At 55.0% G+C, this 22,065-nt stretch carries 20 protein-coding genes and 1 pseudogene; 13 read left to right on the forward strand and 8 right to left on the reverse strand.

Features of this window, described 5'->3' with window-relative positions:
* The first annotated feature begins 245 nt into the window (after nucleotides 1-245).
* Together IB252_RS25430 and IB252_RS25435 are read left to right on the forward strand one after the other, a co-directional pair.
* Nucleotides 246-824, forward strand: a complete 579-nt coding sequence (locus tag IB252_RS25430; RefSeq protein WP_192410655.1) for a hypothetical protein — start codon at nucleotides 246-248, stop codon at nucleotides 822-824.
* Nucleotides 825-928: 104 nt separating this feature from the next.
* Nucleotides 929-1,702, forward strand: a complete 774-nt coding sequence (locus tag IB252_RS25435) for a nuclease-related domain-containing protein (protein WP_192410656.1) — start codon at nucleotides 929-931, stop codon at nucleotides 1,700-1,702.
* A gap of 400 nt (nucleotides 1,703-2,102) precedes the next feature.
* Here the strand turns inward: IB252_RS25435 and IB252_RS30245 are convergent.
* Nucleotides 2,103-2,310: pseudogene (locus IB252_RS30245) on the reverse strand (hypothetical protein).
* Nucleotides 2,311-2,526: 216 nt separating this feature from the next.
* Here IB252_RS30245 and IB252_RS25440 point away from each other — a divergent pair.
* The 5 genes from IB252_RS25440 to IB252_RS25465 all read left to right on the forward strand — a co-directional run bounded on the left by IB252_RS25440 (nucleotide 2,527) and on the right by IB252_RS25465 (nucleotide 12,104).
* Nucleotides 2,527-3,363 carry a MinD/ParA family protein gene (locus IB252_RS25440; protein WP_192410657.1) on the forward strand — a complete coding sequence of 279 codons (837 nt, stop codon included), beginning with the start codon at nucleotides 2,527-2,529 and terminating at the stop codon, nucleotides 3,361-3,363.
* Nucleotides 3,364-4,327: 964 nt separating this feature from the next.
* Nucleotides 4,328-6,037 (forward strand): putative bifunctional diguanylate cyclase/phosphodiesterase, encoded by a 1,710-nt coding sequence (locus tag IB252_RS25450; protein WP_192410659.1) that lies wholly within the window; start codon nucleotides 4,328-4,330, stop codon nucleotides 6,035-6,037.
* Between the two features lie 69 nt (nucleotides 6,038-6,106).
* Nucleotides 6,107-10,657, forward strand: a complete 4,551-nt coding sequence (locus IB252_RS25455; protein ID WP_192410660.1) for a PAS domain S-box protein — start codon at nucleotides 6,107-6,109, stop codon at nucleotides 10,655-10,657.
* A complete protein-coding gene (locus tag IB252_RS25460) occupies nucleotides 10,657-11,625 on the forward strand; it encodes a diguanylate cyclase (RefSeq protein WP_192410661.1) in 969 nt (322 codons plus the stop codon). Before IB252_RS25455 ends, IB252_RS25460 begins: the two co-directional genes overlap by 1 nt.
* A gap of 134 nt (nucleotides 11,626-11,759) precedes the next feature.
* A complete protein-coding gene (locus tag IB252_RS25465) occupies nucleotides 11,760-12,104 on the forward strand; it encodes a cupin domain-containing protein (RefSeq protein WP_192410662.1) in 345 nt (114 codons plus the stop codon).
* A 90-nt stretch (nucleotides 12,105-12,194) separates the two neighbouring features.
* On the opposite strand, the gene IB252_RS25470 is transcribed toward IB252_RS25465, so the two are convergent.
* The gene (locus IB252_RS25470; RefSeq protein ID WP_192410663.1) at nucleotides 12,195-12,875 is read right to left on the reverse strand and encodes an FMN-dependent NADH-azoreductase; all 681 of its coding nucleotides are present in this window, start codon (nucleotides 12,873-12,875) and stop codon (nucleotides 12,195-12,197) included.
* A 106-nt stretch (nucleotides 12,876-12,981) separates the two neighbouring features.
* Here IB252_RS25470 and IB252_RS25475 point away from each other — a divergent pair, with 106 nt between their 5' ends.
* A complete protein-coding gene (locus tag IB252_RS25475) occupies nucleotides 12,982-13,836 on the forward strand; it encodes a LysR substrate-binding domain-containing protein (RefSeq protein ID WP_192410664.1) in 855 nt (284 codons plus the stop codon).
* A 143-nt stretch (nucleotides 13,837-13,979) separates the two neighbouring features.
* A complete protein-coding gene (locus IB252_RS25480) occupies nucleotides 13,980-14,678 on the forward strand; it encodes a two pore domain potassium channel family protein (RefSeq protein WP_192410665.1) in 699 nt (232 codons plus the stop codon).
* Between the two features lie 45 nt (nucleotides 14,679-14,723).
* Here the strand turns inward: IB252_RS25480 and IB252_RS25485 are convergent, their stop codons facing one another.
* The 4 genes from IB252_RS25485 to IB252_RS25500 form a co-directional block, all read right to left on the reverse strand.
* The gene (locus tag IB252_RS25485) at nucleotides 14,724-15,155 is read right to left on the reverse strand and encodes a hypothetical protein (protein ID WP_225607576.1); all 432 of its coding nucleotides are present in this window, start codon (nucleotides 15,153-15,155) and stop codon (nucleotides 14,724-14,726) included.
* Between the two features lie 82 nt (nucleotides 15,156-15,237).
* Complete coding sequence (locus IB252_RS25490) at nucleotides 15,238-15,603, reverse strand: NIPSNAP family protein (RefSeq protein WP_225607577.1); 366 nt, start codon at nucleotides 15,601-15,603, stop codon at nucleotides 15,238-15,240.
* 125 nt (nucleotides 15,604-15,728) lie between these two features.
* Nucleotides 15,729-16,922: a Fic family protein gene (locus IB252_RS25495; RefSeq protein WP_192410666.1), complete on the reverse strand. Its 1,194-nt coding sequence runs from the start codon at nucleotides 16,920-16,922 to the stop codon at nucleotides 15,729-15,731.
* Between the two features lie 247 nt (nucleotides 16,923-17,169).
* The gene (locus tag IB252_RS25500; RefSeq protein WP_008154643.1) at nucleotides 17,170-17,442 is read right to left on the reverse strand and encodes a hypothetical protein; all 273 of its coding nucleotides are present in this window, start codon (nucleotides 17,440-17,442) and stop codon (nucleotides 17,170-17,172) included.
* A gap of 483 nt (nucleotides 17,443-17,925) precedes the next feature.
* On the opposite strand from IB252_RS25500, the gene IB252_RS25505 reads away from it, so the two are divergent.
* Nucleotides 17,926-18,291: a hypothetical protein gene (locus IB252_RS25505; protein ID WP_192410667.1), complete on the forward strand. Its 366-nt coding sequence runs from the start codon at nucleotides 17,926-17,928 to the stop codon at nucleotides 18,289-18,291.
* Between the two features lie 39 nt (nucleotides 18,292-18,330).
* A complete protein-coding gene (locus IB252_RS25510; protein ID WP_192410668.1) occupies nucleotides 18,331-18,738 on the forward strand; it encodes a hypothetical protein in 408 nt (135 codons plus the stop codon).
* A 124-nt stretch (nucleotides 18,739-18,862) separates the two neighbouring features.
* Here IB252_RS25510 and IB252_RS25515 read toward each other — a convergent pair whose 3' ends face one another.
* Nucleotides 18,863-19,099: a hypothetical protein gene (locus IB252_RS25515; RefSeq protein WP_192410669.1), complete on the reverse strand. Its 237-nt coding sequence runs from the start codon at nucleotides 19,097-19,099 to the stop codon at nucleotides 18,863-18,865.
* Between the two features lie 198 nt (nucleotides 19,100-19,297).
* On the opposite strand from IB252_RS25515, the gene IB252_RS25520 reads away from it, so the two are divergent.
* Both IB252_RS25520 and arsN2 read left to right on the forward strand, forming a co-directional pair.
* Entirely contained in the window at nucleotides 19,298-20,656 is a 1,359-nt protein-coding gene (locus IB252_RS25520) for an MATE family efflux transporter (RefSeq protein WP_192410670.1), read from the forward strand.
* Between the two features lie 26 nt (nucleotides 20,657-20,682).
* Complete coding sequence (arsN2, locus tag IB252_RS25525) at nucleotides 20,683-21,144, forward strand: arsenic resistance N-acetyltransferase ArsN2 (protein ID WP_192410671.1); 462 nt, start codon at nucleotides 20,683-20,685, stop codon at nucleotides 21,142-21,144.
* Nucleotides 21,145-21,354: 210 nt separating this feature from the next.
* On the opposite strand, the gene IB252_RS25530 is transcribed toward arsN2, so the two are convergent.
* Nucleotides 21,355-22,056: a VIT family protein gene (locus IB252_RS25530; RefSeq protein WP_192410672.1), complete on the reverse strand. Its 702-nt coding sequence runs from the start codon at nucleotides 22,054-22,056 to the stop codon at nucleotides 21,355-21,357.
* Between the last annotated feature and the right edge of the window lie 9 nt (nucleotides 22,057-22,065).

Here is a 22,065-nt window from a genome sequence, read left to right on the forward strand (position 1 = left end):
ACTTTTGGCTGTATGTGAAGAGATTGTGAGACACCTAAATGTCAGTGACGGCTGAGGCTAGCGACTGATGGCAGAGGTGTCCAGTGACTCCTTCTGGCCGATTCTGTTGAAAAAGTCTTGGCGGATTGGCTCAACTACACTGAGCTTGAAAAGCGTCCGATTTACGCGTTGCAAGCTCTCCTCGCAGGGCAGTCGTATTGCAGTGAATCGCTCCAGCTCTACCACTTATGCCTGAGTCGTTATTCATGAGTGAAATCACTACCATCCCCTCGGATGGTGTACCTGACCTTCAACCTATAGTGCAGCGCAAGCTCGGACGCTGCCTTTTGCGCTTGCAACAATACGAACGACAGCTGAAAGCGATAGTCGCGCATGGCGAGTTGAGCGGTCCCGCGGATCGGCTGCCGATCATCCGTGAGCAGAAGATCGCACGAGCCCAGAAAAAGACCATGGGCACGTTGGTCGGGATGCTGACCGAAAGCTTTCTGACCCAATCGCCCCAAAATGAAGAATCACAGACGCAAGCCGATGCCGGTGACCAGATCTGGCTCAGCTATCGACACCAGTTGGAAATGCCAGCCGAGCACTATGAGGCAACGAAGGTCGCCATCAAGGAACTGGTCGACCTGCGCAATAAGCTAGTCCACCACTTCATTGAGCATTTCGATCTCTGGTCTGAATCAGGCTGCCAGGCGGCGGATGGTTTCCTTGAGGAAAGCTACGAAACCATCAATAAGCATTGCCTAACCCTGCAATGCTGGGCCAAAGCCATGGATGAGGCACGAGCTAAAATGGCTTTGCTTGTGCAAAGCCCCAATGCTTAAGGCCGAAAACAGACGTCAGTTACCTCGCCTAAGCTAGAAAGGTACAAAAAGGGTGAAGGCGTAGCCTGGCGTCCTGACATACCTTCGCCACGCAAAGGAGAGCGATGAATATTTTTGTGATGCTCCAGCCACTGTTCGACTTACTGAAGTGGCTGCTGCCATTGTTGGTCGTAGTCATCATCATCAAGACCCCCTGGTTCAAAGGCTGGTTCGGTGAGCTGCTGGTGCGGGCATTCGCCCACTATCGGTTGGATGGCCAGGTCTACCGCCGGTTGCACAACGTCACACTGGATACGCCCGATGGCACTACCCAGATTGATCATGTGTTCCTGTCGCCTTTTGGCATTTTCGTGCTGGAGACCAAAAACATGCGAGGCTGGATCTTTGGAGGTGAGTGCCAGGCCCAGTGGACACAGCAGATCTTCCGGCATCGCTTCAGGTTCCAGAACCCGCTGCGGCAGAATTACAAGCACTTGAAGGCGCTAGAAGCGCTGCTCAGCGTTCCGCCCGAGCACATTCATTCTGTAATCGCCTTCGTCGGCGGCGGCAGCTTCAAGACCGTCATGCCGGACAATGTCACTCAAGGCGTCAGCTGCATCCGCTATATCAAGTCCTTTCAGCAGCCTGTGTTTAACGAAGCGCAGGTGAGTGTAATGGTGAAGGCACTGGAGAGCGGGAAGAGGGACAGTACGCTCGCTACCCACTACGAGCATGTACAACGCCTGAAACAGAGAAACAACCCTTTCGCGAAACGCCGTTGCCCGCGTTGTGGAAGCGCTTTCGAAATTCGTATCCGTAAGACAGGCGATAGAGCAGGAGAGCGATTCTGGGGCTGCAGCGCCTACCCCAAATGTCGAGCGAAACAGGATTTTGATTAGTCCTCCAGGCACTTCGTCCTGTGAAACCGCGAATGAAAGCAACTGACTGGTCATCCGTTCCCCGGCAAAAGCGGCCACTCATGAATGGCCCATATCGCCCGATTCTGTTGAAAAAGTCGGCTTTCTCAAACTGCCGAAAAATTGATCGGTGAAAGCGACTTTTAGCACGCTGCTACGTGAAATCTCAGTCCGAATGCCTCTGCGAAAATTCTGGATTTCAGTCGCAGGCGCTTATTTTTTTGCCATGGAAACTAAGGCCGACTTTTTCAACAGAATCGGCCGATTTCTACCTGTCATGAGAGGCAGGAAACGTAGGAATGGGATTTTTGTTTTGATTCAGACCGTCAAGCCCGCTCTAAAACGGTTTTACCAGCCTCGGCCGATTACTGCCCGTGAGCGATCACTCTGGGGTCATGAGCATCGTGAGCGTAATCTTGATGAATTCTTCATTTTTGTCGATCGTTTGCAGCGTGCTGCGCACACTTCCAACAACCTCGGTCGCGTCGCGCTGCTCGACCCAAAGCGGGGCTCTATGATGGCAGCCTCCAGGGCGAGTTGATGTTCGTTGATCTTGAATAGCAGGAAGGGAGTAGGTCTGAATCCGGCATAGGCGGTACCTTGGCGGATAAAGGCATCGTTGCAGTGGCAGTGGCAGTGGCAGTGGCAGTTCTGGTTCGTGTGATTGCAATGTAGTGGGTTGCAGCGTTTCTGGTGATCCGGTTATACAGCCAGGGACCATTAGTCTAACTTTTCAGCTACCATTGTGTATCTAGGAATAGCTAGCGACTACTCGCACCTGTTGCACATGGAAGGGAATCAATAACATGGATGGTGTGCGTTCTGTACAAGTTATCGCTGTGACCGGCGGAAAGGGCGGCGTCGGCAAGACGACTGTGGCAGTGAATCTTTCATTGGCGCTGGCGAAACTTGGAAGGCGAGTCGTATTGCTTGATGGCGATCTTGGCTTGGCGAATATCGATGTTCTGTTGGGGCTATCCCGGCAGTACACGCTTGCCGATTTAATCGAAGGTCGCTGTGAGCTATCCGATGTACTTGTGCGCGGTCCGGGCGGGGTGCGAATCGTCCCCGCGGCTTCAGGCATCCAGAGCATGGTGCATTTGTCTCCGGCTCAGCACGCCGGCCTGATCCAGGCCTTCAGTGAAATCGGTGACAGTCTCGATGTGCTGGTGATTGACACAGCTGCGGGCATCGGCGCGTCGGTGGTCAGTCTTGTCCGGGCGGCCCACGAAGTCCTGCTGGTGGTCTGCGATGAACCAACCTCGATCACCGATGCATATGTACTGATCAAACTGCTTAATCGTGATTACGGAATGGACCGTTTCCGGGTGCTGGTCAATATGGCGCAGAGCCCGCAGGAAGGTCGCGCCCTGTTCGCTAAATTGACCAAGATCACCGATCACTTCCTCGACGTATCCCTGCAGTATGTGGGAGCGGTTCCGTACGATGAATGTGCGCGTAGGGCAGTGCAGAAGCAGCGAGCAGTCTACGAACACTTTCCGCGTTCCAAGTGCGCCCAAGCATTTCAGGATATCGCTTTAAAGGTCGACACTTGGCCTTTGCTGACTGTCCCGAGAGGGCATATGGAATTCTTCGTTGAGCGACTCGTCCGAGAGAATGACATTTCTCTCCAGTCCGTATGAGTGGTGTGATTGGGGCGACCGCTTATGGCGGGACATCGATGATCTAAAATAGACCGTCGCTATCCGACCCATAGGAGACGATGGCGACCGGTTGAATCCACAGCCGATTGCTGCCTGTCGCGAAGTGCTGGAGTCGACCCAATATAGAGGGTCCGTCGCCGACATCATGATTACCCCGGCTATTTCGGTGCTTTCTGCGGTTGAGGGGCTTCAGCTGGCGTTGACGGAATCACCTTTTGAATCTAGCGAAATTTGGGGAGCAGGATCAGCGAGCGCAGGTCGGAACCGCCCGAGCAATTTCGCTATCGCAGCATTTACGCATTACCCCCCACCAGCCTATTTACCTGCGAGCTGTTTGCTTGCTTGTATAGTTCGCCGGTGAGGAATAGATTCGGTTGCGAACCTTTTTACCCCCCAAATTGAAATGGATATCGCCGTGACTCAATCCCGATTGCTCACTCACAACCGCATTTCCTGACGCCAGCGACCTCTACTTCGTCGTCGAACAAACCCGGGCCGCAAAGCCTTGCGAAATCGTGCATCAATCCAGTGCGGTGACCGAATGCGCGTGATGATTCTGGATGATGATCCCTGGGAGGCTTTCAACTTGATGGCAAAAGGGCCGGCGCAATCCCGCAGGGCATGGGTGAGTACTTCTTCATCCACCCTATGCCCCTGGCCCTCCCACTTCTGGATTTGGTAAAGCGGGACTCCCTCAGGCACTGCGTGAGTTGATAGGTGCGATCTATGCGTTGCCTCCCATGCAGGTACGCGGCGAGCAAGTGGTCATGCGCCTTGGGGCTGCTATGAAAAATGGCGAGCCTCAAGCGGACCTCGAAAGACTTCAACGATTGGCGGGCCTGGCCTGAGCGCATTCGGGAACGCAGACTGGGCACCCCACCGCAGAAAAGCTGGTCTAGGATTGCTTGTTATTAAATGCAAGGGATTTGCGAGGAACAATGGAATGAGCGACAAAACGTTTAGTCTCAAACCAGTCCTGCTGATAGTTGACGACCAAGTCACTGACCTAAGAATTCTGAGCACCGCAGTGCGAGATTTAGCCGAAGTCTATGTCGCCCAAAGTGGTCAGGAGGCGCTAGAGATTGCGCGTCTATGCAGGCCCGATGTGGTTTTGCTCGACATAGAAATGCCAGGAATGAGCGGCTTCGAGGTCTGCCGGGCGCTGAAATCCGATCCGGAGCTTTTGGATGCAGCGGTCATTTTTGTAAGCTCTCATACGCATACAGAAAATGAGCTTCGCGCTCTTGAGTGCGGCGGAGTGGACTTCATTCAAAAGCCGCTGAATATTCCAGTAGCCAGAGCCCATATCAAGGCTCATATCGCCTTGCGCAATGAGGCCAAGAGGCTCGCCAATCACGATGCATTGACTGGTCTACCCAACCGAATACTGTTGCAGGATCGTACCGAGCAGGCTTTACAAAAGGCCCGTCGCAGCCATGGTTGTGTGGCGATGCTGTTACTTGATTTGGACAACTTCAAAGTGGTCAACGATTCGATGGGGCACTCGGTCGGCGACTTGGTGTTGCAAGAGGTTGCATCGCGACTATCGCGATCCTTGCGCGCAGTGGATACCCTCAGCAGGCAAGGAGGAGACGAGTTCATCCTCCTTCTGCCAGAGGTGATAGGTTTCGACGCCGTGGGCGACTTCGCTGAAAGGTTGCTCGCAACAATCGCCAGTCCTTTTTCAATCCAGGCAAACCGATACGACCTTTCCGCAAGCATCGGCATCAGCGTGTTCCCTGAGGACAGCGATGATCTGGAATCACTTTATCGGCATGCCGACTCGGCTATGTACCAGGCGAAGCTTTCAGGTCGCAATCGCTATTGTTTTTTTTCTCCGCATATCGAGAGCAGCATGCGTGCCAGGCACTTGCTTGAGCGCCATATGCGCACTGCTTTGGAAGATGGCGTTTTTGAGGTCTTTTACCAGGCGAAGGTCGATGCCCGACATAACCGGATCATTGGGATGGAGGCGCTGATCCGATGGCGCAATCATGACGGTGTTTTGGTCTCGCCTGTCGATTTCATTCCTCTGGCAGAAGAAACAGGGCTGATCATCCCCATTGGCAAGTACGTTCTGCTCCAGGCCTGCCAGGACGCGAGAGCGCTTCGTGAACTGGGCCATGACATTTCCATTAGCGTTAATATCTCCGTCGTGCAATTTCGCGAGGAGTCCTTCCTGGACATGGTGAAAGGCATCCTGGTCGAATCTGGACTAGAAGCACAATTCCTGGAGTTGGAGATTACCGAAGGGGTGCTGGCAAGAGACATCGATAACGCCCGAGAAACCCTCTTTCATCTCAAGACGTTAGGGGTCCGCATTTCGATCGACGATTTTGGCACAGGTTATTCGAGCCTGGCTTATCTCAAACGTTTCCCAATTGACGTTCTGAAAATAGATCAGAGCTTTGTACGAGATATGCTCACCGACAAAAGCGATTCGGCGATCATAGAGGCGATCATAAAGTTAGGTCAGGCACTCGGCCTTGAGTTGGTGGCCGAAGGCGTAGAAACCCAGGAGCAGGCGGATGCGCTTCTGGGGCAAGGCTGCCAGATCATGCAAGGTTATCTTTATTGCCGTCCTGTTCCCTTTGCTCAAATCTGCTCATTTTTATCCTTGGGGCTCAAGGTTAATGTGATGCATGCGAACTAAGTTGCAGACGCCCCCAACAGGGGTTCGAACTTTAATATTGAAGGCTTGAAGACCTTCTGTAATGGGACAATGCGAGTGAGAAAACATAGGTTTTTTGCATTGAGCTGGGGAGTAGCCATCACTCTGGCAGCAGGGTTAGGGGCAAGTATTCTGGGCGCCTGGATCCTTGAGCGCGTCAACGAACAGCAGGCTCAAGAGGCGGTCGCGGCGGCTACCGAGGAAGCCGCAGAGTTGGTTTTAACTCGCCTCAATCTTTACCAATACGGATTGCGAGGCGTTCGGGGCGCCGTACTGACAGCGGGTGAGCATGGCATCAGCCGCGAAGTTTTTGACCAATATCACCATCCGAACGATCTCGCTTCCGAGTTCCCCGGCGCACGTGCCTTGGGCTTTATCAGGCGTGTACCGGAGCAGGATGAAAGCGAGTTTCTCAAACGCGCTCGGGCTGACGGCAAAGCTGATTTCTCCATTCGTCAATTCTCACCGCATTCAGGCGAGCGTTACGTTGTCCAGTATGTTGTACCGTTTGAAGGTAACCAGCCTGCAATTGGCTTGGACATAGCTTCGGAAACATCACGGCGAGAGGCTGCCCAATCCGCGATACACAACGGTGTGGCACGGATCACAGCGCCCATCACTCTGGTACAGGGCATGGCAAAACCGCAGCAGTCTTTCCTGATTTTGATGCCCATCTTTCGCGGCGGTGTGACTCCGGCGACCGCTGCTCATCGAGAAACAGCAGCTTTTGGCTGGACCTATATTGTGTTGCAGACAGAGGAGGTACTCAGAGGCCTGCGCATAGAAAATGAGACGGTGCATCTGCGGTTGAGGGATATCACTGTCCCAGGGCAAGAGAACCTGTTTTATGAAAGCACCGACAACTCGGCCAGCGGTGAAACGCTGATGACCCACCAGTCGGAGCGCGAGGTATACGGGAGGCGATGGCAAATCGAGCTCGGCGCGCATCCGTTGTTCATCCAGCGCCTGCATCAGGTTTCACCAAAGGTCGTCCTGTTGATGGGTGGTCTGCTCACTCTTCTTCTGGCGACTCTGGCGGGTGTCGTGAGTGTCAGTCGTCAACGCCGACGGCAGATATTCGCCGAGCAGGCGAGGCTTGCCGCCATCGTCGAAAGCTCGGCCGATGGCATCATTGGAAAAACGCTCAATGGCGTAGTTACCAACTGGAATAAGGGGGCCGAACATCTGTTTGGCTATACCGCCGAGGAGGCAGTCGGCCAGACATTGGCCCACCTGGTTGTTCCTGAGGAGCTTGTCGCTGAGGAAGCTCATATCCTTGCGCGCATCAGGGCGGGTGAGCGTATCGCCAGCTTTGATACCCAACGCCATCACAAAGATGGGCGGCTGATCGATGTCTCCGCCAACATCTCACCCATTTATGGCGAAGGTGGTCGCGTCGTTGGAGCTTCCAAGACATTAAGGGATATCTCGGCGAAAAAAGCCGCAGAGGCCCGAATTCTCGAACTCAACTCCAGCCTGGAGGAGCAGGTTGCGCAACGAACTTCCGAGTTGCGACACCTCAATCTGTTGTTGGGCACTGTGCTGCGCTCGGCCACTGAGGTTTCGATCATTGCGACGGATCTCGATGGCGTTATTCGTGTGTTCAACAAAGGCGCGGAGCATTTGTTGGGTTATGACGCCGAGGAGTTACTGGGTAAAAACACCCCAGCGCTTATCCATGAACCAAAGGAAGTCGCTGCTCGTGGCATTGAACTGAGTGAGGAGTACGCACAGATAATCGATGGTTTCCGCGTGTTTACCCATAAACCTGAGCTTGAAGGCGCAGAAACACGTGAGTGGACTTACATACGTAAGGACGGCTCGCGGTTTCCTGTCACGCTGGTGGTCACCTCCATGCGCGATGACGATGGGAATTTGAGCGGTTACCTGGGCATCGCGGTAGACATCACCGAACGGAAAGCGGCAGAAAAGGAGCTGGCTGCAAGCCTGGAGACGACGCAGAAACAACGTAGTGAACTGATGGCGGTGCACGACCAGTTAGTGATGGCTGCTGAGGTCGCCGAACTGGGCATTTGGTCCTGGACGTTGGCGGACAATAACTTGCAGTGGAATGACCGCATGTTCGAGATCTACGGTCAGCCACTGACGTTGCGCAATACTGGTCTGAGTTATCAACACTGGTACGCGCGTATTCACCCCGAGGATGCTGTGGCTACGGCTGCAAAGCTGAATGCCGCCGTAGAGGGGAATGGTGTGTACGACACAGTTTTCCGTGTCGTTCGCCCGGACGGCCAAATCCGCTTTATACAGGCAGGCGCGCAGGTCGAACGCAGTCCCAACGGTACGCCCCTGCGCGTGACGGGTATCAATCGGGACATCACCTCCCAGCGCGAGCTGGAATCACATCTACTGTACGCCAAGGAACAGGCCGATACTGCGAGCGCGGCCAAATCGTCGTTCCTGGCCAACATGAGCCACGAAATACGCACGCCGATGAACGCTGTGCTGGGCATGTTGCAGTTGGTGCAGAACACCGATCTGAATGGTCGTCAACTCGACTATGTGACCAAAGCGCAGACCGCTGCGAAATCACTGCTGGGTTTGCTCAATGACATCCTTGATTACTCCAAAATTGAGGCCGGCAAGCTACAACTGGATGTGCACCCGTTCGAACTCGAACCACTCATGCGTGATCTCGCCGTTGTGCTGGCAGGTAATCAGGGCCAGAAAGAGGTCGAGGTCATGTTCGATCTGGACTCCAATCTACCCAACGACCTGATAGGCGATAGCCTGCGGCTGCAACAGGTGCTGATCAACCTGGCGGGTAACGCCCTCAAGTTCACCATGGAAGGTCAGATCGTGGTCAGCGTCGAGCAACTGATGCGCACGGAAAACTCTGTGAGCCTGCGCATCGCCGTTTCTGATACGGGTATCGGTATCAGCCCGGAGCAGCTTCAATGCATTTTTGAAGGATTCACTCAGGCCGAGGCTTCAACCACCCGCCGCTTTGGCGGTACCGGTCTGGGTTTGGTGATCTGCAAGCGGTTGGTCAGCTTGATGGGCGGTGAACTTCAAGTGGAGAGCCAGCAGGGTGTGGGAAGTCGCTTCTGGTTCGATATCACCCTGGATGTAGCGCCGAATGCGCGGCTGAGACCTGACAGTCCTGGAGTCGATGTGTCCATACGGATACTGGTAGCCGACGACAACGCCATGGCCGGTGAATTGCTGTTGCGAACGGTTCATGCATTGGGGTGGAAGGCCGACCACGTGAGTGGCGGCACGCAAGCAGTGGAATGGGTGAAGAACGCCCAGGCGAGAGGCGAAGCCTACGACGTGGTACTGATGGACTGGCGGATGTCCGATATGGATGGGCTGAGCGCTGCGCAATTGATCCGTCAGCAGGGCAACGGCGTACCGCCTCCAATGGTCATTATGATTACCGCTTACGGCCGTGAAGTGCTGGCCGACGCAAACGAGATGGGAGACGCGCCCTTCGTGGGGTTTCTCACCAAGCCTGTCACTCCCAAGCAGTTAGCCGATGCTGTTCAGCGAGCACTCAACGGCAAAGGCATTGCGCAGTCACTCCCGTCCAGGTCAACTGTTGAAAGGCCGCGGCGTCTGGCCGGGCTGCGGCTATTGGTGGTGGAAGACAACATGCTTAATCGGCAGGTCGCAGATGAGTTACTGACAGAGGAAGGTGCTCAGGTGACGCTGGCTGAAGGTGGGCTGGAAGGTGTGAGCAGGGTGATGACCGAGAATGTGTCCTTCGACGCCGTGTTGATGGATATCCAGATGCCGGATATTGATGGCTTGGAGGCGACCCGTCGCATTCGATCGAATCCACGTTTTGCAACGCTGCCGATAGTGGCGATGACCGCAAATGCCTCCAATACCGACCGTGAGGCCTGTCTTGCTGCGGGGATGAATGAGCATGTCGGCAAACCCATAGACCTGGAGCAACTAGTCGTAACGCTACTCTTTCAAGTGGGCCGCGAGGATAGCCAAGCATCTCTAGCTGTGGGGCAAGCCAATACAGAAGAAGGCGTCATCGAGCCTCGTGAATCGATCATTAGCCGCTTTGGTTGTGACCTCGATTTGATCCGCAACGTGCTGCGTAACTTTGGTCCCGAGCTAGAAAAACAGCTTGTCCGGTTACACGATCAGATCCAGCGGCAAGACGCATCGGGGGCAGCTTTCGTGCTTCATACAATTAAAGGCAGCAGCGGGACCATGGGTGCCAAGGCGATGTCGCTGCTGGCCGGCGACCTGGAGCAAAAGCTGAAATCCGCAGATGCAGAGTCTGTAGCGAGCATCTTTGCTGACGCAACTTGGTTTGACGAATTGAGCAGGTTACTGCAACAAAGCCTTGAGCAGATGAATGTCGACTTTGGTCAGAGCCCACGAGCAAAGATCAGTGCAGGCGAGGAAGCAATGGAGCCGACGCAATGGAAAGAATCCCTTAAAGAGATTTTGCTGTTGCTGGAGGCGGGTAACCTTCAAGCCATAGAGCTGGCAGACGCATTAGCATCAAAAACGCCGCCATCCCTGCGCCCACAGTTCGACGAACTGGTTGTCCTGGTGCAGTCGCTCGACTTTTCCGCTGCGATGCCGATGGGTCGTGACCTTTTGAGATCTGCCTGATGGAACAATCGATGGAAACCTGGTTGCCGCATCTCCATAACCGTCCAAGACTCCTCATCGTCGACGACCAACCGACTAATATCCGTGTACTCCATGAGCTGTTCCGCGAGGACTGTGATGTGTTCATGGCCACACTCGGTGAGCAGGCGATCAGCCTATGTCGGACCCTGCTACCTGATCTGATTCTGCTGGACGTGGTCATGGAGGGCATGGACGGGCATGAAGTATGCCGTCGGCTCAAGGCTGATCCCGCGACTCAAGGCATCCCTATCATCTTCATTACCGCACAGCGGCAGGAATCAGATGAGGTGCGAGGTCTGGAGCTAGGCGCGGTGGACTTCATCAGCAAACCAATCAATCCCACGATTGTCAGAGCACGTGTGCGAACACATCTGACCCTGAAGCTACAGAACGATCTGCTGCGCTCCATGGCGTTGATGGATGGCCTTACGGGAGTGGCCAATCGACGCAAATTCGATGAGGACCTATTAGCGGATTGGCGCCAGTGCTTTCGAGAGCAAAAGCCGCTGTCGCTCATTTTGGTGGATGTCGACTATTTCAAACGCTACAACGACCGATATGGGCATCTGGCTGGCGATGGATGTCTGAAATCCGTTGCCCAGGCGTTATCTGAAACGGTTAGACGCCCCTATGACCTGGTCGCTCGGTATGGTGGCGAAGAGTTTGCCTGCATTCTGCCCAATACAGATCTTCGCGGAGCAGTCGAACTTGCAGAAAAAATGCAGCGCAATATCCGGTCGCTGGGTATCGAGCATTCTGGTTCTGATGTAGATCGTGTGGTGACTATTTCTCTAGGTGTCGCAACATTGGTGCCCACTGCTGTCCTTGAATTCCAAGCGTTGATAGTGGCTGCGGACAAGCAACTTTACGAGGCAAAGAAAACTGGCAGAGCCAGGGTATGTTCATCCTTTAGCGATGAATGTCCGATCGAATCTGGTCGGCTGTGACACCTTGTAAACCCATTTCGGAATCGAATGTGGAAGTTGCTCTCAAATTTGACCCTTTGTCGCCTCCCGCCTGATCACCCCTTTTAGGGTCTCTACTTCTAGTTAAGCCTTGTACATACAGAGGGGAGCGTGCAATGAGCAACGAACAGGCGGCACCTGAGACCAAAGGCGTTACGGTGACGTTACTTGCAGCGATTGACCTGGGTCCCGAGATCGAGGGTATGGCAGGGCGCCAACTCAGGATGCGCAGGGTGACCATCGAGCCCGGCGGCGTCTTCGGGCCGATTCACAACCATATCGACAGACCCGGCACCGTCTACATTCTGCAAGGAACGATCACTGACCATCGAAATGGAGTCGCCACGGATTATGGGCCGGGAGTGGGCTGGCCCGAGGACAGGAACACCACGCACTGGCTTGAGAACAGAGGCACGATTGCGGCGGTGGAGATCTCGGTTGATATTGTCCGGCAAGCGTAAGCTCCTCCGTCACCGGCCGAACCAGGCGCCCCTGCTGCATCAGGCTATTGCACTCCATTGACGCAGACCTCGTGGTCCGTGGTCCGCAGCCTATCGTGCGGAATCGATGTGCAACCGGGGGGCCTGAAGCGTCAGCGACACACTGTCTGCCAAGCGCGTGGCCTGCTGAGTCGCGTCCTCACGCGCGCGCCGATCAACGTCTTCCCCCAGGATGGTTTTCTCCACAATCACCGAATGCACATCCGTGACGCCGATAAATTTCAGCCAGGCTTCCACATAGGGCTTCTGGAAGTCGAAGCGCTCCGCCGGTGTGCTCGACTGCGCCGAAAAATCCAGGCCGCGGGCGTACATCACCACGGCGAGTGTGTTGTGCAGCATGCCTTCCAGACCGCGTTCCGGGTCAACGCTGAACAGGATGTCTTTCTGCGATACCAGGTCGATGAAGTGCTTGAGTTTGTACGGGATGCTGAAATTCCACAGCGGTACGGACATCACCAGTACATCCGCGCGGTGCAGGTGACTGGCCAACTCTTTTAACGTGTTCCAGGGGTCTTGTTGTGCGGCGGTCAACGGCGTGCCATTGAGCCCGGCGTATTTGGCTTCCATGGCCAGCTCATCGAATTCCGGCAGCGCCATGTTCCAGAGGTCGAGGGTGATGATTTCGGTGTCCGGGGTGTTGGCTTGATAACGCGCAATGAAACTGCGGGCGACTTCAAGGGAAGCCGAACGCTGCTTGCGTGGAGAACACTGAATATGAAGAAGAGTCGTCATGGCACACCTTGAATGATGAGGGGGCAGGGCAGGTGTGAGCATTGCAACATAGTTGAATTTGAAATATAAATCGTAAATTCTAATTCAATTGATCACGTATAAAACTATGTTCGATGCGCTGCTGCTCAAGACATTTGTCGCCGTCGTCGATGAAGACGGCTTCAGCCGTGCCGCCCAAAAGCTGCACCTGACTCAGTCTGCGGTCAGTGGCCACGTGCGGCGATTGGAAGAACAGATTGGTAAACCCCTGTTGACGCGCACCACCCGTTCCCAGCAATTGACGGCCGATGGCGAGCGCCTGGTCTCTTATGCGCGCACGATCCTCGCGCTGAACCGTGATGCCTGGACAGACCTGACACGCACGCCGTTTCACGGGCGGTTGCGGATCGGCGTGTCCGAAGATTTTGTCGAGTCTCGATTGCTGCGCACGGTTCAGGATTTCGCAGCGCAGTACCCCGGGATGAAGATCGAAGTGCAGGTGAACATTCCGGGTACGTTGCTGGCGCTGATGAAGCAAGGGCATCTGGAAGTGGTCATCGGTTCGCTGTGCGAAACCAGCGAAACGGGGCTGTTGCTATGGCAAGAACCGCTGGTGTGGGCCTGGTCGGCGCAACCCGTCGCCCGGTTACCTACGCCGTTGCCGCTGGCTCTGTTCCCCGAGCCGTGCCCTTATCGCGAAGCCGCGCTGACAAGGCTGGCGCAGGCGGGAATCGCCCAACGCATGGCCATGTTGTGCAGCAGCACCGCCGGGTTGCGGGCGGCGGCCCTGGCAGGCTTCGCGGTAGCGCCCATGCCACTCAGTCAGTTGGGGCAAGGATTGGCGGTTATTGGGGCAGAACAAGGGTTGCCGGAATTGCCGGATGCGCAATGTCGGCTGTTCAGCTCGCCTGATGCGGATCAGGCGATTGTGGCGGCGGTCACTCAGCTGATTGTGGAGTACTGCTCTAAGCGCAGGGCTTGATTGTCGTTTCAAGGGTCTGGTTGAACGTCTCCTCTTACCTGCATTCGCGACTAGAATTTCACTGCCGACGCCTCTAACGCCAGGTCAGATTTCAACCGTGCGGGTTAGGTCTCGAGCGCTATTTCAATCTCAGGGAAACCGGTATGGCCAATCCGCAAGATAAAGCCGAATCTGAAGAGGATTTAGCGCAGATGGTAATAGGGCGAGGGCCCTGCACCTATCTATTGCTGCTCTTACTAGGATTGATCCTCCTGTTTCCCTTTCTTGAGGAAGGTCTGTTTTCTCGTACGTTGCTCGGCATTCTGTTTTCAATCGTGCTGCTCGTGGGCGCTTTCGCCACCAGGCAGACTCGGCGGGGGTTCATCCTGAAACTGGGTCTGGCGTTGCTTGGGGTTGGCCTTCAATGGACGGCATTGTGGGCTGAGAGTATCGCGATTCTTGAACTTGCCGGGATGTCCTATGTGGCGTCTCTTGCTGTCTCGTTTAGCGGAGTGCTTCGCTATATTCTCATGCGCGGGCCAATTACAGCGGACAAGCTGCATGGCGCGCTTGCGGGTTACATCATGCTGGCCTTTGTTTGGTCCTTCGTCTTTGCCTTGCTCGAGATATCCAGCGCTGGCTCATTCGGCCCTAACCACCTCGACTTCGGACAGCCCGGCACTTTCTTCAAACTGATCTATTTTAGCCTCACGACGCTCACGACCACCGGTTACGGTGATGTTATCCCGTTGACCAACCACGCCCGCTCCCTGGTGATGGTCGAAGAATTTTCAGGCGTCTTTTACGTGGGTGTTGTGATCGCGCGGCTTGCAGGTCTTTATCCATCGAATCAGACCAAGTGACTCTTGTTTAGCCTGAGCCATCTGCGGGCATTAGCCTGTCAGGGCTCAACGTCCATACTCAACGTAGGGGTCTAAATTGAAACCCTGCGTATCCCAGTTGATTCGATAAATCACTTCTTTCCTTGGCCTGATGTTGGCCGCAACAGTTTTGATCGCGACACCCGCACATAATCCAGACTCGGCGAGCCCGGCACCGAGATTCACTTTCCCGGCAGGCAAAACGAAAGAGGCCTTTTGACCGGGACCTATCTTGGCTGCGCGCTGACCATCGATGTAGAACACGACATCACATCCCGCACCGTCAAACCCGTCATCACGGAAAATGGTCAGGCGTCCCGGATCTTGCGTACCCTGGCTTTTGATCGCGTACATCCCGCTGGCCGGCACTGGCCGCGCTTCAGAAACCCGCATAGGTGATGTCGCGCACCCGCCCAAGGCCAGCAAGAGCGCGCCCGTTGCGATAATCCTTCGCATCATTTTTACCTCCGTAACCGTCCGGCCAACACATCTTCCTGATCCCCGCGTTTAAGGCTAGGGGGTCTGCCTTTGTCGATGTCAGCTACGCGGATCGAGCTTCGGCTCTAGATAGATCTACAGAAGCTCTGATGGCATCAATCACGTCTTGATCGAGCGCCATAACGGTCGATGTGCTGATTTCAATCCGACTGATAATGTCTTCTCTCGGGCCCTGTTTCCAGGCAGTGCTTGCGTAAAAAGCATCTTGAGATACTTGGCGATGGCTCTCGCTTTCATAGGAGCGAATCAGGTGATAGCTGTCACAGTCATGTAATGAGCTGCCATAAGAAACGACATCTATGCCTGCTTCCAGGTGAAGCGGCACACTTACATTCTGCATTATTTGATGAAAGTCCAATCCCGATCCTGGCTTTAAGGTGTACATCAGAATTTCAATAATTCGAGTCAATCTTAGTCTTCCATGTGGGGTTTCAACGTGAGCATCCGTACACCCCAGCTTACGTTATCAGGCGGGAGACCGGCTAATGGGTGTCCGGCGGTCACTCAGCTTATTTTGGAGTTCATTCATTCCAATTACTGAAACCGTCGATGCAAATCCGGAAAAATATCTTGAGCAAACCAAGCGGGCAGGCCGGGCGTGACGAACCGGGATTTAGGCGTTCGGCTTTCCACCAGGCCGACTTTGATTAGCCGCGAAAGCTCATCGATTGCCGGGCGTGGTGTGAGGCCGGTGAAGGTCTTTATTTCGTTGCGCGGCAGGCTTCCTTGGGTGATTAGCGCAATGATTGCTGGCGCACTTTCCGGGCGAATGCCTTGTTTTATAAGTTTTTCGTTGTAGTGAAACGCGTGTATCACGCGCTCTCGAAGCTGAGACGGGTCCACTGCGGCGGTCATGTAATCGACCTGGTCGTGACAAACCTGCAACATGAACTCGATGAATTCGAAATAGCGTCGCTGAGACAGCTGGCCGCGTCCGTCCAGATCGCCTTCTCTTCGGCGGTCGGCCATGGTCAGGGCGGTGTAGTAATTCCGGTGTTGCCTTGCAAGGCCGCGAGACAGTGACCATAACGTTGGCTTCAACCCCAAACTCACCAACTGAAGATGAGTGACCAACCGAGCAACCCGACCATTCCCGTCTGCAAAGGGGTGAACCCAAGCGAGGCGGTGATGGTAGGCAAGCGCAGAAATAAGCTGACGGCGGGAGTCTGTCTGTCGGCCGAAGCCGGCCTGAAGGTGTCGCAGCATTCCGTCTACAGCACAAGCGTCCGGCGCATCATGATTGCCAACGACAACGTTCTGACCTGTTACCGACCGCAGGATACCGGGCTGCATGATCGAGCCATCTGACAGTGCCCGTTCCGCGTCACTTGCACCGCTAAAAAGCCGTTTGTGTGCTGTGCTTACAAGCTCAGGTGCGAACATGTCACCCCAGGCAAACGGCGCGCGCTGGCGCAACACCCGTTCGAGCAACGCTTGCACCGCCATCTGTTCAACCGCCAGATTTTTAAGCTGTTTGCGATCTTTGACCGGTGCCGCTTGCGCTTTTTGCATCTCGGCGGGCTCGGTGTATTGCCCTTCGATCAGGTTCGAGTAGTACGTATTGGTGATTTGCAGCAGACGACCGAGGCGTGCAGCGGTTTCAGACGGCAGGCGTCCGGCCAGGAATTGTGTCTTTCTGGGCAGCGCGTCCGCGAGAGCAATGATTGAAGGAGGCAATGCGTCCGGGAGAATCGGGTCGAGCCAGGATTTTGAGGTAATCAGGGACATAGCGGTTTGTACCGTATGAAAGGCTTCACATTTTATTTCACATACTGACTTGATGAACAAGCGCTAATTTACTGGGCTCCAAGGGTTTATGAGCCTTTGTAATCAAGAATTATCTTCACATTTTATTTCACATATTTTTGTGAAGTGCCTTCGATCAAATGGGGGCCCGAATGGATACGCCAGCCGCGTTCACGCACAGACCCCAACTGCAAAAAAAACGGGCGCCCATTGAGGCGCCCGTTTCTACTTACTCCTTCACCTCCGCCCGTAAGCGCCGGCCGATCACGTCCATCAAGTCACAGCCGTCGCGTAACGGAATGGCCAGCAGTTTGGAGAAGTCCGACAGCACCACCGTGTCGCAACCGAGTTCGCCGCGGTAGGCGATGTTTTCCAGCACCTGCGTGACTGTGCGGATGCGGTAATCGGCCATGGCTTGCAAGACGTCGAGTGGGGCTTGGGTGTCGATGAGCAGGGAGGCCGGGATCAGGTCGATTCCGGTGAGGGGCATGTATCTTTCCATAGATGAAACTCCGATCAAATCAAAGGTGACTGCCCCTCAATCGTCGCCAAACGAATGGGTGGCAGCTGTACGCAGGTTGGCGAACCGGGATCGGGAAACCGGCAGACCCGAAGGTCTCCCGCGCACAGCTGCCATAAAAACAGCTTTGCGGGCATGCAAAAGCGTCTGCATTAAAGCACACCGCTTTTGCATACCGATCGATCAGGTCGCCAAACCCGATTCGCCATTTAGGCGACGCGACGAACTATAAGCTTCGTCGGAACGGCGGGGAAGGTTACGGATTCCGAGGTTTATGTAGGAATTTTTATGGTGGTCCTAGGACCGTTACAACGCATCCGTAAGCGACTGCTATCGGCCAAAAGTAGCCGTTCAAAGCTGTCTACAGAAACATGGGCAGCTCGTCCATTAGACGTGCGCTATTGTAGTGGCCTTTTGGATTCGGCTGAGCGTATGCTGTGAAAAATCACCTCATCAGGGAAAGATATGAGAAAGGCAATGGCAGTATTGGTGATGAGCTTGGCGCTCAATGGGTGCGCAACCTCGCACTACACAAGCGGTAAGGACTTTCCATCTGAAAAAGTAACCAGCATCGTTAAGGGAAAGACGACAACAACTGAGCTTAAAGCCCTTTTTGGCGATCCCTTCACCAAAAGCCCTGTCAACGATACTGATGAAAAGTGGGTGTACACCTACGCCAATGGTTCTGCTCATGCACAGAGCTATATCGTCACGATGAAAGTCACCACCACTGGTACCCAGAAAACTCTGGAGGTGCTGATCCGTAACGGTACGGTAATTAACTTTACCTTCAATGAGGACCAAAACCCTTATAACTCAACAACTAACTAATCGCCACGACCACAGGCAATCAATCCGGAGGTTAAGCTCATGAATAAAATCAATATTTTATTATTGCTCGCCTCGCTAACACTAACGTCATATGTAATGGCGTCGCCCGTTTATTTGGATTGCGTTATAAAGCACTCTGAAGGCGTTATAAAATTCACGGTAAAAGCCGATGAGGACACCGGAAAAATCACACAAACAAATGAAGCTGGCGGAGCATTCAACGCCGAAGGGTTTTACTCAACAAATGACATTACGTATCAACAGTCCGACATCGGGGGAGGAGTGAAATTCACATATACGTATACAATAAACAGAAGCAATCTATCATTATCGCGATTATTTAGAGTAGAGCCTGCCAACCCAGAATATGCTTCTCAGATCCCAGCTAAAACCTCAATGGAACAAGGTTCATGTGACATAGCAAAACCAGTCAAAAGAAAAATCTAACCAAAAATTAAGACTATACGAAATACATAAAATAAATACTCTTGCCGGGTATTTACTTTCAAGTGATCGCTTTGGGTCTTCTCCTGCAGGTCGCGAAGGGCTGAAAACGACCCGCTGCTGCCATTCATTCATCCCTGAGCCTGTCTCGTGCCATACGCAATATCTCTGCGTAGTTGCCTTCCATTGGAAGGTTCAGGTGTTTTTCAAATACGCAGCATAGGTTCCATAGGGCCCTTTGCTCAGCTTTGTCTTCAATTGCCAAATTATCGGTATCACTGAAACGACGGATAAACTCAAACAGCACGACCGCTTCGTCCGGCGAAAGGGGAATGGAAATGGTTGTGTCGAGTGGTGAGGGCATCAATAAACTGCCTTAACTGCGTTATGGATTGATGAGTAGTCTGTGGGCGTGCGTCGAATTGCGCTACCCCGATGTCTGCTTTTGGCCGAAACCAGACATTACTCACGCTACCAAAATCTTCGAAATCGAATCGGGTGGTGCCCAGTCCCCTAGCGTAGAATTTCCAAAACACGAGCCCACCCCCGAGACGGACCCTCAATGCAAACCCCCGCCACCCAACACCCCCTCTGGAAAACCTACCTCCTTTTCCTCGCCCCCATGGTCCTCTCCAATTTCCTCCAATCCATGTCGGGCACCATCAACAGCATCTACATCGGCCAAATGCTCGGCACCCAAGCCCTGGCTGCCGTGTCCGGCATGTTCCCCATCGTCTTCTTCTTCATCGCCCTGGTCATCGGCCTCGGCGCGGGTGCCGGTGTGCTCATCGGCCAAGCCTGGGGCGCGCGTGAGCCGCATCTGGTGAAAACCATCGCCGGCACAACCTTGCTGTTAGGCGCAATGATCGGTCTGTCAGCGGCAGTACTCGGCAGCGTATTCGCAAGGCCAGCCCTGGAAGGTTTGGGCACACCGGCCGACGTTATCGACGATGCCGTGTCCTACGCTCACGTGATGATGTGGATCATGCCGTCGCTGCTGGTTTACGTGCTCTTTACCCAACTGCTGCGCGGGGTGAGCGATACGGTGTCGCCGCTGATTGCGTTGGTGGTGTCGACGTGTATCGGGTTGGCGCTGACGCCGGCGTTGATTCGGGGTTGGTTCGGGTTGCCGATGATGGGGATTCAGAGTGCGGCGTATGCGGGGTTGGCGGGTAATTTGTCGGCGATGGGGTGGCTGGCGTGGCGGTTGATTCGCAAGGGACATCCGTTGGCGCCGGATCGGGAGATGTTTGCGGCGATGCGGCTAGACCTGGTGATTCTCGGCAAGGTGTTGCGCATCGGGTTGCCGACCGGGTTGCAGATGGTGGTGTTGTCGGTGTCGGAGCTGGTGATTCTGGCGCTGGTGAATCAGCACGGTTCGCAGGCGACGGCGGCGTATGGGGCGGTGACGCAGATCGTCAATTACGTGCAGTTTCCGGCGCTGTCGATTGCGATCACGGCGTCGATCCTCGGCGCTCAGGCGATTGGGGCAGGGCGGCTTGAGCGCATGGGGCCGATTCTGCGCACGGGGCTGTTGATCAATGTGTGCCTGACCGGTGGGTTGGTGGTGTTGGGTTATCTGTTGTCGCACTGGTTGCTGGGGTTGTTCCTCACGGATGATTCCACTCGGGCGAAGGCGGAGCATCTGTTGCACATCATGCTGTGGAGTCTGTTGGTGTTCGGCTTCCAGGCGATTGTCGGCGGCATCATGCGCGCCAGCGGCTCGGTGCTGGTGCCGATGGCGATTTCGATTTTTTGTGTGGTCGGGGTGCAGTTGCCGGTGGCGTATGTGCTGGACGGGCACTTCGGGTTGCAGGGTGTGTGGATGGCGTTTCCGGTGGCGTACCTGGGGATGCTGGTGTTGCAGACGGCGTATTACAAGATGGTTTGGCAGCATCAGAAGATCGAGCGGTTGGTGTAGGCGGGCGGGAGGTAGCGGTGCTGAACATGCAGATGATTAAAGTAGACGATAACAGTTTGGATCAGCTCCGTGATGCGCTGACCCGAGCGAATTTGCCCTGCGACGATGTCAGTGAACCAGACCGGCAGTTTTACCGTTTCGAAGTGGCGGGGAAATGGGTGGCTTTTGGAGGGCTGGAGGGTTCGGCTCCCGACATGTTGCTTCGCTCCATGGTGGTGTGTGATGAGCGTCGTGGAAAAGGTTTGGGCAAACAAGTGCTGCTTGCACTGGAGCAGTGTGCGGCCTCGCAAGGCGTACTCCGACTGCACTTGTTGACGCAAGGGGCTGCCGGTTTTTTCGCCGCCAATGGCTACGAACGGTTCGACAGGCAGGAGGCGCCTGGCGCTATCAAGCAGACAGCCCAGTTCGAACATTTATGCCCGGCGTCTGCGAGTTATCTAAGAAAAACGTTCAGTGCATCTCAAAACGACAACTTCGACCCCAGGTAAGCATTGGCACAGGCGATATCGTCATCCCTCACCGCACCGGCATCGGCAGCCAGCCGAAGTTTGGCCGGCCCGACCCGCTCCTGATTGAGAAACCCGAGTTGTCCGAGCGGGCGCTGTAGAGGTGCTGCAAACCTTTTTCCCCGGCATCGTCGAGGTTGGCGTTCGGCTCATCCAGCACGATGATCGACGGCTCGCCATACAGCGCCCCCGCTAGACCACTGCGCCAAACACGTGCCCCACCAGTGCCGTAATTCCCATGGCCAGAGCCCCCCAGAATGTCACCCGCCAGGCGCCGGTCAGGATCTTGGCCCCGCCTGCCTTGGCGGCAATGGCGCCCAACGTCCCGAGAAACACTAATGACATGCCCGATATCCAGGGCACCACGCTGTGCTCCGGCGCGACAAACGTCACCGCCAGAGGCAACGCGGCACCCACCACGAAACTGGCGGCGGAGGCCAGGGCGGCCTGCAAGGGTTTGGCGGTGAGGGTGGCGCTGATGCCCAGCTCGTCCCGGGCGTGAGAGCCCAATGCGTCATGGGCCATCAATTGATCGGCCACTTGATGCGCCAGTTCGGGTGATACGCCGCGATGCATGTAGATGTTGGCGAGTTCGATGTGTTCGGCTTTCGGGTCGCTCGCCAGTTCTGCCCGTTCCCGGGACAGATCGGCGCGCTCGGTATCGGCCTGGGAGTGTACGGAAATGTACTCGCCAGCGGCCATGGACATGGCACCGGCCATCAACCCTGCCATACCGGTGACCAGCAACGTGGCGTGACTGGCGTTGGCGGCCGCGACGCCGATCAGCAGGCTGGCGGTAGAGACAATCCCGTCGTTGGCGCCCAGGACGGCGGCGCGCAGCCAGCCGATACGATCGCTTCGGTGGGCCTCGGTGTGCCTGTGCATGAATTTCATTGTTTAACG

Source organism: Pseudomonas sp. PDM10, from assembly GCF_014852295.1.
Taxonomy (GTDB): domain Bacteria; phylum Pseudomonadota; class Gammaproteobacteria; order Pseudomonadales; family Pseudomonadaceae; genus Aquipseudomonas.